This is a genomic window from Aquibium sp. ELW1220 (assembly GCF_030398385.1).
Taxonomy (GTDB): domain Bacteria; phylum Pseudomonadota; class Alphaproteobacteria; order Rhizobiales; family Rhizobiaceae; genus Aquibium.
Genome location: NZ_JAOAOQ010000004.1, coordinates 1 through 13,470 on the forward strand (window position 1 = coordinate 1; position 13,470 = coordinate 13,470).

At 67.2% G+C, this 13,470-nt stretch carries 11 protein-coding genes and 1 pseudogene; 6 read left to right on the forward strand and 6 right to left on the reverse strand.

The genetic code is table 11. From position 1 onward, the window contains the following. Window positions 1-144: 144 nt before the first annotated feature. On the reverse strand, window positions 145-1,458 hold the full coding sequence (gene preA, locus N1F91_RS04670; protein WP_289990582.1) for an NAD-dependent dihydropyrimidine dehydrogenase subunit PreA: 1,314 nt from the start codon (window positions 1,456-1,458) through the stop codon (window positions 145-147). An 81-nt stretch (window positions 1,459-1,539) separates the two neighbouring features. Here preA and N1F91_RS04675 point away from each other — a divergent pair, with 81 nt between their 5' ends. Beyond that, on the forward strand, window positions 1,540-1,770 hold the full coding sequence (locus tag N1F91_RS04675) for a type II toxin-antitoxin system HicB family antitoxin (RefSeq protein ID WP_289990583.1): 231 nt from the start codon (window positions 1,540-1,542) through the stop codon (window positions 1,768-1,770). Between the two features lie 3 nt (window positions 1,771-1,773). After that, a complete protein-coding gene (locus tag N1F91_RS04680; RefSeq protein ID WP_289990584.1) occupies window positions 1,774-2,010 on the forward strand; it encodes a type II toxin-antitoxin system HicA family toxin in 237 nt (78 codons plus the stop codon). A gap of 130 nt (window positions 2,011-2,140) precedes the next feature. On the opposite strand, the gene N1F91_RS04685 is transcribed toward N1F91_RS04680, so the two are convergent. Both N1F91_RS04685 and N1F91_RS04690 read right to left on the reverse strand, forming a co-directional pair. Next, window positions 2,141-3,499: an NAD(P)-dependent oxidoreductase gene (locus tag N1F91_RS04685; protein WP_289990586.1), complete on the reverse strand. Its 1,359-nt coding sequence runs from the start codon at window positions 3,497-3,499 to the stop codon at window positions 2,141-2,143. Window positions 3,500-4,001: 502 nt separating this feature from the next. Beyond that, entirely contained in the window at window positions 4,002-5,543 is a 1,542-nt protein-coding gene (locus N1F91_RS04690; protein ID WP_289990588.1) for a trimethylamine methyltransferase family protein, read from the reverse strand. 192 nt (window positions 5,544-5,735) lie between these two features. On the opposite strand from N1F91_RS04690, the gene N1F91_RS04695 reads away from it, so the two are divergent. From N1F91_RS04695 to N1F91_RS04710, 4 genes are all read left to right on the forward strand, one after another. After that, window positions 5,736-6,317, forward strand: a complete 582-nt coding sequence (locus N1F91_RS04695; protein ID WP_289990837.1) for a hypothetical protein — start codon at window positions 5,736-5,738, stop codon at window positions 6,315-6,317. 58 nt (window positions 6,318-6,375) lie between these two features. Further along, window positions 6,376-6,708, forward strand: coding sequence for a hypothetical protein (locus N1F91_RS04700; protein ID WP_289990589.1), 333 nt, complete (start codon window positions 6,376-6,378; stop codon window positions 6,706-6,708). Between the two features lie 52 nt (window positions 6,709-6,760). Beyond that, window positions 6,761-7,450 (forward strand): L,D-transpeptidase, encoded by a 690-nt coding sequence (locus N1F91_RS04705; RefSeq protein ID WP_289990590.1) that lies wholly within the window; start codon window positions 6,761-6,763, stop codon window positions 7,448-7,450. Window positions 7,451-7,987: 537 nt separating this feature from the next. Beyond that, window positions 7,988-8,152 carry a hypothetical protein gene (locus N1F91_RS04710; protein WP_289990591.1) on the forward strand — a complete coding sequence of 55 codons (165 nt, stop codon included), beginning with the start codon at window positions 7,988-7,990 and terminating at the stop codon, window positions 8,150-8,152. A 967-nt stretch (window positions 8,153-9,119) separates the two neighbouring features. Here N1F91_RS04710 and N1F91_RS04715 read toward each other — a convergent pair. From N1F91_RS04715 to N1F91_RS04725, 3 genes and pseudogenes are all read right to left on the reverse strand, one after another. Next, window positions 9,120-11,213 (reverse strand): annotated as a pseudogene (locus tag N1F91_RS04715) (ABC transporter ATP-binding protein); the annotation flags it as partial. 10 nt (window positions 11,214-11,223) lie between these two features. After that, window positions 11,224-12,378 carry an ABC transporter permease gene (locus N1F91_RS04720; RefSeq protein WP_289990592.1) on the reverse strand — a complete coding sequence of 385 codons (1,155 nt, stop codon included), beginning with the start codon at window positions 12,376-12,378 and terminating at the stop codon, window positions 11,224-11,226. Between the two features lie 12 nt (window positions 12,379-12,390). Then, the gene (locus N1F91_RS04725; RefSeq protein WP_289990593.1) at window positions 12,391-13,425 is read right to left on the reverse strand and encodes an ABC transporter permease; all 1,035 of its coding nucleotides are present in this window, start codon (window positions 13,423-13,425) and stop codon (window positions 12,391-12,393) included. Between the last annotated feature and the right edge of the window lie 45 nt (window positions 13,426-13,470).

A 13,470-nucleotide genomic window follows, 5' to 3' on the forward strand; every position in this document is an offset into this window, starting at 1 on the left:
CGACCGCCTCCTCAACGTCGCCTGCGCCATGCTGAAAACCGGAACCTCCTTCGACCCCTCCCGGGCAACCCAGAAAACCTCTTGCTAAACGGTGGGGAGTCCCCCCCACTTCGTGGGGTTGGAGGATGGGCGTCCCGTCCGCCCCTACTCCGCCGCCACCTGCGCCGAGGGGTTGTTCGGATGCGTCGTCCAGTTGGCATAGACCGGCTTCACCACTTCGCCCGTGCGCTTGTCGAGCGCGCCGGCGGCGAGCGGCTCCATGGTGATGCAGTTCTCGACCGGGCAGACGTTGACGCAGAGATTGCAGCCGACGCATTCCTCCTCCATCACCTCGAAATGCCGCGCGCCGTCGACCAGCGCCGTGATGGCCTGGTGCGAGGTGTCCTCGCAGGCGATGTGGCAGCGGCCGCACTTGATGCAGAGATCCTGGTTGATCTTCGCCTTGGCGACGTAGTTGAGGTTGAGGTACTGCCAGTCGGTGACGTTGGGCGTGGCGCGACCGACGACATCGGAAAGCGTGCGATGGCCCTTGGCGTCCATCCAGGCTTCGAGGCCGGCGATCATCTCCTGCACGACCTTGAAGCCGTAGGTCATGGCCGCCGTGCAGACCTGCACGTTGCCAGCGCCGAGCGCCATGAACTCGGCCGCGTCGCGCCAGGTGGTGATGCCGCCGATGCCGGAGATCGGCAGGCCGGCTGTCTCCGGATCTCGGGCGATCTCGGCCACCATGTTCATGGCGATCGGCTTCACCGCCGGTCCGCAATAGCCGCCATGCGTGCCCTTGCCGTCGATCATCGGCTCCGGCGAAAACGTGTCGAGATTAACGCCGGTGATGGAGTTGATGGTGTTGATCAGCGACACCGCGTCGGTGCCGCCGGCATGGGCCGCGCGTGCGGGCTTGCGGATATCGGAGATGTTGGGGGTGAGCTTGGTGATCACCGGCATGCGCGTGTTGGCCTTGCACCAGCGCACGACCATCTCGACATATTCCGGCACCTGGCCGACCGCGGCCCCCATGCCGCGCTCGGACATGCCGTGCGGGCAGCCGAAATTGAGCTCGATGCCGTCGGCCTCGGTCTCCTCGACCAGCGGCAGGATCGCCTTCCAGGCCTCCTCCACGCAGGGCACCATCAGCGAGACCACCAGCGCCCGGTCGGGCCAGTTCTTCTTGACCTGCTTGATCTCGCGCAGGTTCACGTAGAGATCGCGGTCGGTGATGAGCTCGATGTTGTTCAGGCCGAGCAGGCGCCGGTCAGCCCCCCAGATCGCGCCGTAGCGCGGGCCGTTGACGTTGACGACGGGCGGGCCCTCCTCGCCGAGCGTCTTCCAGACCACGCCGCCCCAGCCCGCCTTGAAGGCGCGCTCGACATTGTAGGCCTTGTCGGTCGGCGGCGCCGAGGCCAGCCAGAACGGGTTGGGGGACTTGATGCCGACGAAGGTGCTGGAAAGGTCTGCCATGGCTGGTTCTCCCGGCTTTAAAATCTAAGGGCGTGCGATTAGTATCGGGCGCGATGAAAGTCTTGGGACAGAGGCCCCATCATGACGACGGAAAGACGCTTCACGATTCACCTTCGCCCGGAACCGGAGGGTGGGTACACGGTGCAGGTGCCCGCGCTGCCGGAAGTCGTGACGTATGGGGAAACCTACATGGAAGCCATGGCCAACGCCCGGGAGGCAATCGAGGCCATCCTCGACTTCTACAGGGACGAGGGCTGGGACATCCCGCAAGACGTCGAGACACGTATCGACCACCTGACCATCGCCGCCTAGGCCATGTCTCCGAAGAACCTGCCGACGATTTCCGGGCAGGAAGCCATCCGTGCGCTGATCAGACTCGGATTCACACTCGACCGCATTCGGGGCAGCCATCATATCTTGCGGCACGAGGGTCCGCCCGTGCGGGCGATCAGCGTGCCGGTTCACGGCAGCAGACCCTTGCCGAAGGGGACCCTTCAGGAGATCGTGAAGAAATCCGGCTTCACCACCGAAGAATTCGTGTCGAAGCTCTGAAGCGGGCGCCCCATGGAAGGGCACCTCCGACGCCGGGACGACCCGGTGTCCGGCTGACTGGCTTCCTGGGCTCCAATCCGACATCACGGCGTTCTGCCTCCCTGCGTGAGGACTGTGCATTGAACCAGCGCTAGGCTGTGACCAGCACCCGGTGCATGCTCTCCGCCGCATCTCTCCCCGCGGCCACCGCGGCGACCGTCAGGTCTTCGCGGGCGTCGGCCACGCAGTCGCCGCCGGCCCAGACCTTGCCCATCGAGGTACGGCCGTCCGCGTCGACCTTGATGCGGCCGCGCTCCAGCGCGATCTTCGGCCCCGAACCGTTCAGCGGCGCGGCATCGAAAGACTGGCCGATCGCCTTGAACACCTGGTCGGCGGCGAGCGTCACGGTTTCGCCGGTGCCGACGAGCCTGCCGTCCGCGACGGTCGTGTATTCGAGTTCGATCCCGACGGTCGCGCCGTTGACGCCGACGATGCGCTTCGGCTGCATCCAGTGGCGGATGGTGACGCCGTTGGCGGCGGCGAGATCCTGCTCGTAGGTCGAGGCGTTCATGCTCTCCTTGCCGCGACGGTAGCAGATAGTCACCTCCTCGGCGCCCAGCAGCTTGGCCTGCACGGCGGCGTCGACGGCGGTCATGCCGCCGCCGAGCACCACCACGCGCCGGCCAACCGGCAGCGAGGTCAGGTCGCTCGCCTGGCGCAGCTCGGCGATGAAGTCGACCGCGTTCGAGACGCCCGACGCCTCCTCGCCCTCCCCGCCGAGCGCGTTGACGCCGGCAAGGCCCATGCCGAGGAACACGGCGTCATAGGTCTCGGCGAGCGAGGAGAGCGTGAAGTCGCGGCCCATCGCCTGCCCGTTCTTCACCGTAATGCCGCCGACGGCCAGGATGTAATCGACCTCAGCCTGGGCGAAGCCGTCGACCGCCTTGTAGGCGGCGATGCCGTATTCGTTGAGGCCGCCGGACTTCGGCTTCGCCTCGTAGATGGTGACGTCGTGGCCCTTCACGGCCAGTCGGTGGGCGCAGGCGAGGCCCGCCGGCCCGGCGCCGACGACCGCGACCTTCTTGCCGGTGGGTGCAGCGCGCGGGAAGAACTGCTTGTCCTGCGCCATCGCGACGTCGGTGGCATAGCGCTGCAGCCGGCCGATCTGCACCGGCTTGCCCTCGGCGACCTCGCGCACGCAGACTTCTTCGCAGAGCGTCTCGGTCGGACAGACGCGGGCGCACATGCCGCCGAGGATGTTCTGCTCGAGGATGGTCTTCGCCGATCCCAGAGGATTGCCCGTCGCGATCTGGCGGATGAACAGCGGGATGTCGATCGACGTCGGGCAGGCCTGCATGCAGGGCGCGTCGTAGCAGAAGTAGCAGCGATCGGCCTCGACCACGGCCTCGTGCCGATCGAGCCGCGGATGCAGATCGGCAAAATTGTCGGCGACCTGCGCCGCCGGGAGCCTCCCCGAGGCGATCCCTTCCTTGAAAAGGCCTGTAGCCATTCCTGTTCCCCATTCTTGATTTTGAGGAACGCTAACGCAGATTCCGTTTTTTATCAATTGGTCAATTTTTGAAAATGGCGGGCAAGTCGTTGCAAATATGAGATGATTTATCATGTTTTAGAGTTCAGGCGGGACGCGGCCGGGCGGGCGGGCGGGATGGACATCCTCGCCGCCACGCGGAACGGGCCGGATCGGAAGGCAGGCGGACTGCGTCTGCAATCTGCCGCGGGGCGCGGCCGGTGAGGTTTCGAGGCTTCCGATCATCGCGAGCGGTGTGGATCCAGAGTCCGAGGTCGAGCCCTACGGCGGCCCCCTCTGTCCTGCCGGACATCTCCCCCTTGAGGGAGGAGATCGGCAATTCCACGCTTGGTGCTTGCCTTTGGACGACGTCGATTGGCGCAGGCGGCACGCGCGCGTGATATCCCTCTCGTGGGCCCCTCGTGGGGGAGATCGGCGGTTCCAGGCTCGGCGTTCGTCCTGCGACGGCGCGCAGCGCCATGGCTCAGGGGTCGCCGGCGCCGATCTCCTCGCGGCGGCGGGCGACGTAGGCGTCGAGCGCCTCGCGGATCGCAGGGTCGAGCGGCGGCTGCTCGTATTCTGCGAGCGCCTTCTTCCAGACCCCGGTGGCGCGGGCGGTGGCGTCGAGGCTGCCGGCCTCCTGCCAGGCCTCGAAGTTCTGCCAGTTCGACAGGATCGGCTGGTAGAAGGCGGTCGAATAGCGCTCCAGCGTGTGCGGATCGCCGAAGAAGTGGCCGCCGGTCGGCACCCGCGCCAGCGCATCGAGCGCGAGTTCGCCTGCATCGACGCGGATCGGCTCGAGGAAGGCGATCATGTGCTGGATCATCTCGACGTCGATGACGAGCTTCTCGAAAGAGGCCGTCAGGCCGCCCTCCTGCCAGCCGGCGGCGTGGTAGATCAGGTTGCCGTGGCCGAGCACCGCCCCCCACAGCGCCATCATCGTCTCCCAAGCGCCCTGCGCATCGGCGGCATTGGAGGCGGAGCCCGGCGTCGAGCGGTAGGGCAGACGATATCGCCGTGCGAGCTGGCCGGAGGCGATGTTGGCCTTCGTATTCTCCGGCGTTCCGAAGGCCGGTGCGCCCGAGCGCATGTCGACGTTCGAGGTGAAGGCGCCGTAGATCGCAGGCGTGCCGGGCCGCACGAGCTGCGCCAGGACGATGCCGAACAGCGCCTCGGCGTTCTGCTGCGCAAGTGCGCCCGCCAGCGTCACCGGGCTCATCGCGCCCATCAGCGTGAAGGGCGTGACGCAGACGGCCTGGCCGTGCTCGCTCATGGTGATGAGCCCGTCGGCCATTTCGCCGTCGAAACGGCGTGGCGAGTTGACCGAGATGATCGTGGTCAGGCCAGGATCCTCTGCCATCTGCTCGAGCCCGAGCCCGCGCGCGATGGCCATCATCTCGATCCCGTCGAGCGCCCTGCCCCGCCCGATCGCGGAGACGTGGAAGGCCTTGTCCGTCAGCGCCAGGTTGGTCAGGTAGGTGTCGAGGTGTCTGGTATTGGCAGGCAGTTCCACCGGCGCGCAGACCTGGTTGCCCAGCATGGTGATGCAGTCGAAATGCTGTGCCAGCCGCACGAGGTCGGCGTAGTCGGCGAGATTGCCCGGCCGGCGGCCGCGCTCCCGGTCGTGAACGTTGGGCGGCCCGGCAACGAGCGTGAAGTTGATGCGGTCGCCGCCGATGACGACGGTGTCTTGCGGGTTGCGCGGCGTCAGGGTCACAAAGGCCGGCGCGGACTTCAGCGCCTCGGCGACAAGGCCGCGGTCGAGACGCACCGCGCCTGTGGCGGCGTCGACATCGGCGCCCGCGCGGCGAAACAGGTCGAGCCCGCGCGGGCTCATCAGCTCGATGCCCATCTCCTCCAGGATGCGCATCGAGGCGTCGTGGATCGCCTCGACCTGATCGTCGGAGAGGAGCTGCATCGGAGGATAGGGATTGCGCACGCTGCGCCGCGTAAGCTGCGGAATCCGCGCCTCCCCTCTGGCGGCGTGTCGCTCCGGCGATCGGCGGCGGCGGGTTCCGGCTGTCATGGCGGGTATCAGAGCCGGTCCGCGCCCGGCTGGCTGTCGGAAAAGCGTCGTCCGGGGCCGGCATCGCCGCATCCGCGCCGTTTCCCGGCGGGAATGTCGCGATCGGCCGCCGCGCAGCGGGAGCCGGTTAACGGCGTTCTCAAGATTCGCTCAACCCTTTCGCGCTAATCATGGCGCATGTTCGCGTTGCGTTTGAGTAAAATCATCCTCGTCGGAGTGCCGCTGTCGATCGGGCTCACCGCCTGCGCGTCTCCGCCGCGCCAGATCAACAATGTGTGCGCCGTCTTCGACCAGAACGACGGCTGGCTGACCAACTGGGAGCACGAGGCACGCGCGGCCGAGCGCAAGCACGGCGTTCCGGTGGCGATCCTGATGGCCACGGTGCGCAAGGAGTCCGGCTTCCGCCACAATGCGCGCCCGCCGCGCACGAAGCTGCTCGGCGTCATCCCCTGGAAGCACCAGTCGACAGCCTATGGCTACTCGCAGGCGCTCGACGGAACGTGGGCGCAGTACAAGGCCGAAACGGGAAACCTCTCGGCGCGCCGGACGAGCTTCGGCGACGCCGTCGACTTCGTCGGCTGGTTTCACGCCAAATCCGCCGACACGCTCGGCATCGCCCGCAACGACGCCTACAATCTCTACCTGGCCTACTACTCGGGCTGGGGTGGCTACCGCAGCGGCTCGTGGCGCGGCAATGCAGCCATCCAGCGCTATGCCCGCGAGACCGAAGCCGTTGCACAAAGCTACTCCGCACAGCTGCAGCGGTGCCAATAAGCGGGTTTGGCCACACGGCCGACGTCAAATTTCCGCATTTCAGTGGTTTGGCGTGATCATGATGTTTCGCCTTCTCGTCTTCGTCATCGCGCTCGCGCTGCTTCCGACCGGCCTGCTGGCCGGCCCCCGGACGTCGGCGTTCCATCCGTCAGCCCAACCGTCGGGGCAGACGGTCGCCACGGTGCCGGGAGCGACCGGCGCCACGGCCGTGGCCGGCAAACGGTGCCTGAGGGGCGCCGTGCCGTCACTGTCCTGCGGCGCCGATATCGGCCTGCCGGTGACGGTGGTGCTTGCGACCGCCACCGCGGTCACGGACAGCTTCGAACGCGCCTCTCCCACGATGGCGGGCATTTCGCCCGGCTGCCTCGTCGGGCCACCCCGATCCTGCTGATCGCCCCTGCGGCCTTCGCCGAATCACCGATCAGCAATCCAAGGAATTCCCTATGTTCACCCGACGCGCTTTCATGGGCGCGGCCTCCGCCGCTTTCGTCTCCGGCTGCACCAGCATCGGGGGCCGCACCAGCCCCATCGCTCCGGCCGTTCCACCCCCTCCCCCGGAAATGCCGTTCTTCTACGGCCCGATCGCCGACGAGCCCTTTCCCATCCCCGCGGTGCCCCGCGGCGTGGTGCCGCCGCAATACTGGCGCCAGCAGGTCGAGAACCCGTTCCCGGAACAGGCGCCGGGTACCCTGATCGTCGATCCGAACGCCTTCTATCTTCACCTGGTCCAGGCGGACGGATCCGCCATGCGCTACGGCATCGGCGTCGGCCGGCAGGGCTTCTCCTGGGCGGGCGACGCCGTCGTCCAGTACAAGCGGCGCTGGCCGCGCTGGAAGGCGCCGGACGACATGGTGGCCCGGCAGCCGGAACTGGCGCCCTACTCTGTCGCTGCGGGCGGCATGGATCCAGGCATCGACAACCCGCTGGGTGCCCGTGCGCTCTATCTGTTCCAGAACGGCGAGGACACGCTCTATCGCATCCACGGCAACCCGGAGGCACACTCCATCGGCCGTGCCGTATCCTCGGGCTGCATCCGCCTGCTCAACCACGACATCATCGATCTGCATGGCCGCGTCCGCGACGGCTCGAAGGTCGTGGTGCGGCCGTCGTCGATGCCGGCGACGATCGCCTGAAAGGCGAGCGGGGCGGGGCTCGCACCTCGAGGTGACGACCGCGCGCCTCGGGCGCGCGGTGCCCGGGGTAAGCTGAGGCGGGGCCTGTCCCCGCCCTCGTCGTCAAATCTGCCGCATCCGAGTGTTTCCGGGCCTGGCATCGACGGGCAGCCGCGCGCCTCGCCGTCCATCCCCGCATTCCGGTTCAGGAGAAAGGACGCGCCGCCGGCTCTGTCCGCAGACGCCGACCCGGCTGTCCCCCTTCTGCACCGTCCGGCCTTTCGGCATCCGCCGAGGCATGGATCCCGGGTCTGCGCCTCCGCTGCGCTCCGGCTTCGCCCGGGATGACGAAGGGACGGAATGGCGCGCGAACTCTCCCGTCGGGGAGGAATGGACGGGAGGCGGAGGGGCGCCGCGGAGCGAGCGGTTCGGTCGCTTAATCCCGCCCGTGCACGGACAAGCAAGTGTGATCGGCTACGAGCACCTCGACGGTTTTCACCGCAGGGACGGTCGTCTAGGATTCCCCAGGGTCATTCCAGACCTCCGGGAGATCACAGCATGCGCATCGTGAAGAGCCTTCTCCTCGCCGCCGCCTTCGCGGCCTCCTCCCTGTCTATGGCCTCCGTCGCCTCGGCGACCGGTTGCACCGGCGCCGACTGCTCGCAGTCGGAGCAGTCCGGCGGCGGCTGCCATGGCTCGAAGAGCGATCCCGTCAGTTCCTGAGCCACCGCGCAGCGGCTGCGAACGGTCTGCCCGGCAGCATCCCGCTCCGGGACGATCATCCGCGAGATCGGCTGGCGGCATTCTGCGGCCCGCATTTATCTCGTGCGCCTGGCGTCCGGACGCTTGATCTCGGGCGGGCATTCGCTGCGCGTGTCGGCGTGCGGGGTTCACCGCCCGATCCCGCTCGAGCGGGGCTTCGAAGGCCAAGCCCGTCTTCCACGCGTCGGCGCCGTCCGCCTGATCGACGCGTCCGTCCAGCCGTTCAGCGCGGCTTGCGGCCGAACACGCGGACATACTCCTCCACACCGCCCGTCTTCAGCGCCTCGGCCTGCCTGACCCAGTCGTCGCGGTCGATGCGACCCTTGAACTTGAGGAAGCCGTCGACCCAGTCGCGCTCGGCTTCCGTCCATCCGGCGATCTGCCGGTAGGTGTAGATGCCGAGGCCGTTCAGCGTCGCTTCGATCTTCGGCCCGATGCCCGCGATGAGCTTCAGGTCGTCCGGCTGGTCCGGACGCGGGATGCCGGCCGGCCTGTTGCGATCTTCCGGCGACAGGGCGACCGCCGGTGCGGCTTCGGCGTAGGGATGCGCGGGTTCCGCCATGTCGGCGCCGGCCTCTGCGCGGCCTGTCTCGCTGGCGGATGGCGCCGCTTTGGGTGCGGTCGTCCCGGGCTTCACCTTCGGGTTCACGGCCTCGCGGCCGGAGCCGGCTTCCGCACCCCGCCGCTTCGGCGAGGACTCGCCTGGAACGGCGGAGCGGGTCGAAGCCTGACGCTTGCGCGCGCCCGTTCCGGCCGCCCCGGCGCCGGCGGGCGCCGCCGTCGGCGCGGCGGCCACGGGCTCTCCATCGGTCCTCGCCGCCGCGGCGGGAATGGTCGCCGCCTTGGGCGCGACGGCGGGCGCGGGTTCGATCGCCGGCGCGGCCGCGGGCTGCGCTGCCGGCGGTTCCGCTGCCGGCGAGGGCTGGGCAAACGAGATCACCGGCTCCATCGAGGCCAGTTCGGCATCGTCGAGCCAGCACAGGCTCTGGTGGCCGTTGCCGAGGTTCTTCAGCGGCGGCACCTTGGTCTCGCAGAGATTGTCGGGCACTCGGCTCTTCCAGCGGCATCGCGTCTGGAAGGGGCAGCCGGACGGCGGGTTCATCGCCGACGGGATGTCGCCGTCGAGCACGATGTGCTTCTTGACCACGCTCGTGTCGGCGATCGGGATCGCCGACAGCAACGCCTCGGTATAGGGGTGGTAGGGCGGCGCGAAGATCTGGTCGGTCGTGCCCTGCTCGACGATGTAGCCGAGATACATGACGACGACGCGGTCGGCGAGATAGCGCACCACCGACAGATCATGGCTGATGAACAGCATGGTCGTCTTGTTCTGGCGCTGCACGTCCATCAGCAGCTCGGTCACCGCCGCCTGCACCGACACGTCGAGTGCCGAGACCGGCTCGTCGGCGACGACCACGCGGGCGTTGCCGGCAAAGGCTCGGGCGACGCCGATGCGCTGCTTCTGCCCGCCTGACAGCTGGCGCGGCATGCGCGTGGCGAAGGCGCGCGGCAGCTTCACGAGGTCGAGCAGTTCCAGCATCCGGTTCTGCCGGTCCGACTGCGTCTTGCCGACCTTGAACTTCTCAAGCGTCCGGACGATCTGCGAGCCGACCGAATGGCTGGGGTTGAGCGTATCGAAGGGGTTCTGGAACACCATCTGGATCGACGAGATGGTGTCGACGTCGCGCTTCTCGATCGGCGTGTCCTGGATCTCCGAATTGCCGAGCAGCACCTTGCCGGAGGACGCGGTCTCGAGGCCGAGCAGCACCTTGGCGAGAGTCGACTTGCCGCAGCCCGATTCGCCGACGATCGCCACCGTCTCGGATTCGCGCGCCTCGAAGGTGATGGATTCGTTGGCCTTGACCGTGCGTGCCTCCGCGCCGCCAAAGATCTCGCTGGCGGCGACCCGGTAGTATTTTCGCAGATCGTCGATCCTGAGCACGACCGGCCCCGGCTTGACCGGTTCGTTGCGCTTGATGCCCGCCGGCAGCGCGGTCCAGTCGACGTCCTCGAACCGCACGCAGCGCGACAGATGCTCGGGATGACCCTTGACCGGATACATCGGGATCTCGCGCGCGTCGCACAGTCCCTCGACGAAGTGCTGGCAGCGCGGCCCGAAATTGCAGCCGCGCGGACGCTCGTGCGGCAGCGGCAGCTGGCCCGGAATGGCGATCAGCGGCCGCGAATTCTTGTCGGCGCCGGGCAGCGGGATCGAGCGGAACAGGCCCTGCGTGTAGGGATGGCGCATGCGGTCGAACACGTCGCCGACCTTGCCCTCCTCCACCGCCTCGCCCGAGTACATGACCGTGATGCGGTCGCAGGTCTCGAGGATCAGGCCGAGATTGTGCGAGATGAACAGCATCGACGTGCCGAACGTCTTGCCGAGGTCCTTGACCAGCTCGACGATGCCGGCCTCCACCGTGACGTCGAGAGCGGTCGTCGGTTCGTCGAGCAGGAGCAGCGCGGGCTTCGACAGGAGCGCCATGGCGATGACGACGCGCTGCTGCTGTCCGCCCGACAGCTGGTGCGGATAGGAGCCCATCATGCGCTCGGGATCGGGCAGGCGCACCGCGGCCAGCATCTCCAGCGCGCGCTTGTAGGCATCGGCTTTCGACGCCTTCTCGTGCAGGATCGGCACTTCCATCAGCTGCTGGCCGACCTTCATGGCCGGGTTCAGGCTGGCCATCGGCTCCTGGTAGATCATGGCGATCTTGTTGCCGCGGATGTCGCGCAGCTCCTTGTCGCTCATCTCCCCCATGTCGCGGCCCATGAACTTGATCCGGCCACCGACGATCCGGCCGCGATTGCCCATGTCGCGCATGATGCCGAGCGCCACGGTCGACTTGCCGCAGCCCGACTCGCCGACGAGCCCCATCGCCTCGCCCGGCATGACCTTGCAGGAGAAGTCCATCACCGCCGGGATTTCGCCCGCGCGGGTGAAGAAGGAGATCGACAGGTTCTCGATCTCGAGGATCGGCTGGGTGTTGGCGGCGGGCCGGGCGGCGGCGGAAAGCGCGGACATTCTGGCCTCCTCAATCCTTCAGCGACTGTTCGCGCAACGCGTCGGCGAGCAGGTTCAGGCCCAGCACGAACGACATCAGCGCGATCACCGGCGGCAGCGCGGGATGGATGAAAGCGCGCAGCAGCCGGCTCGAATCCTTGATCGCCGTGCCCCAGTCCGGGCTTTCGGGCGCAAGGCCGAGGCCGAAATAGCCGAGCGTACCGAGCAGGATGGTGGTGTAGCCGATGCGCAGGCAAGCATCGACGATCAGCGGCCCGCGCGCATTGGGCAGGATCTCCCACAGCATGATGTACCAGGGCGTCTCGCCGCGCGTCTGCGCGGCGGCGACGTAGTCGCGCGTCTTGATGTCCATGACCAGGCCGCGCACGATGCGGAAGACGCCGGGCGACGAGGCGAAGACGACGGCCACGAAGATGTTGAGCTCGTTGGGCCTGATCGAGATGATGCCGAGCGGATCGGCGTCGAAAACCAGCCCGAAATAGATCCACAGGCCGAGCACCAGCGTCACCGCGAGCTGCGGATAGAGCCGGTCGGTGCGGTTCTTGAAGCGCGTGTAGAACAGGACGCAGAAGAACACGATCGGGAACAGGAAGAAGACGCCGGCCATCGCATAGGGGATCGGCGTGTCCATGATGCCCGGCGTCACCAGGAGATAGAACAAGAGGATCACCGGGAAGGCGAGCACGAGGTTTGCGAGGAAGGACAGGACCGAATCGATCCGCCCGCCGAAATAGCCGGCCGGCAGGCCGAGCGTGATGCCCACCATCAGCGCGAAGGCCGTGGCGGCTGGCGCGATGATCAGCACGATGCGGCTGCCGAACACCATGCGCGAGAAGATGTCGCGCGCGAGCTTGTCGCCGCCGAACAGGTAGACGCCGCCGTCGGGCGTCATCGCGCCGGGCAGCGCGTCCTTCATGACCACGTTCTGGGCCAGCGGATCGAAGGGCGCGATCGTGCCCGAGAAGATGGCGGTGAACAGCCAGAACAGGCAGATCACGACGCCGGCTATGCCGACATTGGTGTCGAAGAGCTGGCCATAGAGACCGAGCCGCTTCTTGTAGGTGATGCTGAGCGCCAGCACGATGCCCAGCGCCAGCCAGACCGGCCAGAAGCGAAACAGGACGCCGAGGACGATCTGGAAGGCGCCGACATATTCGAGCTGCATGCGTGTCGCCCCCTACTGAACTCTGATGCGCGGGTTGAGATAGGCATAGCCGACGTCTGAGATCAGCTGCGTCGACAGGACGACGGCGACCGAGACGAGCGAGCATCCGAGCAGCAGGTCGATGTCGTTGTTGCCGGCGGCTTCCACGAGGGTGTAGCCGAAGCCCTGGTAGCGGAACATGACCTCGACGATGACGACACCCGTGAGCAGCCACGGGAACTGTAGCATGATGACCGTGAACGGCGCGATCAGCGCATTGCGCAGCGCATGCTTGACCACGACCGCGCCGAAACTGAGCCCCTTCAGGCGCGCGGTGCGGATGTACTGCTGCGTCATCACCTCGACCATCGAGGCGCGCGTCATCCGGGCGATGTAGCCGATCCCGTAGATGGCCATGGTCATCACCGGCAGGGTGAAGTTGTAGAAGGTGATCCCCTGCCCGGTGGCCGACGCCGCCGAGCCGTTCAGCCAGCCGAGCCAGGAGGCGAAGACGACGGTGAAGATCACGCCCGACACGTATTCCGGCGTGGCGGTGGTGGTGATCGAGGCGACGGACAGCGTCCGGTCCGTTCGCGAGCCTTCGCGCATGCCGGCCAGGATTCCGATCAGGAGCGAGATCGGCACCATCACCACCATGACCCAGAACATCAGGATGCCGGTGGCGCCGAGCGCGGGAAAAAGCTTGGCCGACACGGTGGTCTTGAACTTGGTGGAGCAGCCGAAATCGCCCTGGAGGATGCCTCCGTAATGGGGTTCGGCGGGTTCGTTGCAGTAGGAGAAACGCGGGACCGGCTGTCCCTCGGCGTTCATGTTGGGCTGCTTCTCGACGACGCCGAGCCAGCGGCCGTAGCGGACGAAGAAATTGTCGCGGTAGCCGTTGCGCTGCAGCCAGCTTTCGATGTGCTCGTCCGACGAACGCATGTCGAGCTGACTGATCGACAGCTTGCGCAGGTTGGGTTCGAGATTGACCATGAAGAAGACGACGAGCGTCAGGCACAGCATCGTCAGCGCCATCGTGCCCAGTCGCCGCACTATGAAAGCAAGCATCGGTCCCCCTGCCGCTTCAGGTTGGGGCGTCTAACCCTCCGGACG

What these genes read in the sequence shown, in the direction of transcription:
- N1F91_RS04700 (WP_289990589.1), top strand. Translation starts at nt 6,376, where the DNA reads ATGATGTTTCGCCTTCTCGTCTTCGTCATCGCGCTCGCGCTGCTTCCG.
- N1F91_RS04710 (WP_289990591.1), top strand. Translation starts at nt 7,988, where the DNA reads ATGCGCATCGTGAAGAGCCTTCTCCTCGCCGCCGCCTTCGCGGCCTCC.
- N1F91_RS04685 (WP_289990586.1), bottom strand. Translation starts at nt 3,499, where the DNA reads ATGGCTACAGGCCTTTTCAAGGAAGGGATCGCCTCGGGGAGGCTCCCG.
- N1F91_RS04720 (WP_289990592.1), bottom strand. Translation starts at nt 12,378, where the DNA reads ATGCAGCTCGAATATGTCGGCGCCTTCCAGATCGTCCTCGGCGTCCTG.
- N1F91_RS04690 (WP_289990588.1), bottom strand. Translation starts at nt 5,543, where the DNA reads ATGACAGCCGGAACCCGCCGCCGCCGATCGCCGGAGCGACACGCCGCC.
- N1F91_RS04675 (WP_289990583.1), top strand. Translation starts at nt 1,540, where the DNA reads ATGACGACGGAAAGACGCTTCACGATTCACCTTCGCCCGGAACCGGAG.
- preA (WP_289990582.1), bottom strand. Translation starts at nt 1,458, where the DNA reads ATGGCAGACCTTTCCAGCACCTTCGTCGGCATCAAGTCCCCCAACCCG.
- N1F91_RS04680 (WP_289990584.1), top strand. Translation starts at nt 1,774, where the DNA reads ATGTCTCCGAAGAACCTGCCGACGATTTCCGGGCAGGAAGCCATCCGT.
- N1F91_RS04705 (WP_289990590.1), top strand. Translation starts at nt 6,761, where the DNA reads ATGTTCACCCGACGCGCTTTCATGGGCGCGGCCTCCGCCGCTTTCGTC.
- N1F91_RS04725 (WP_289990593.1), bottom strand. Translation starts at nt 13,425, where the DNA reads ATGCTTGCTTTCATAGTGCGGCGACTGGGCACGATGGCGCTGACGATG.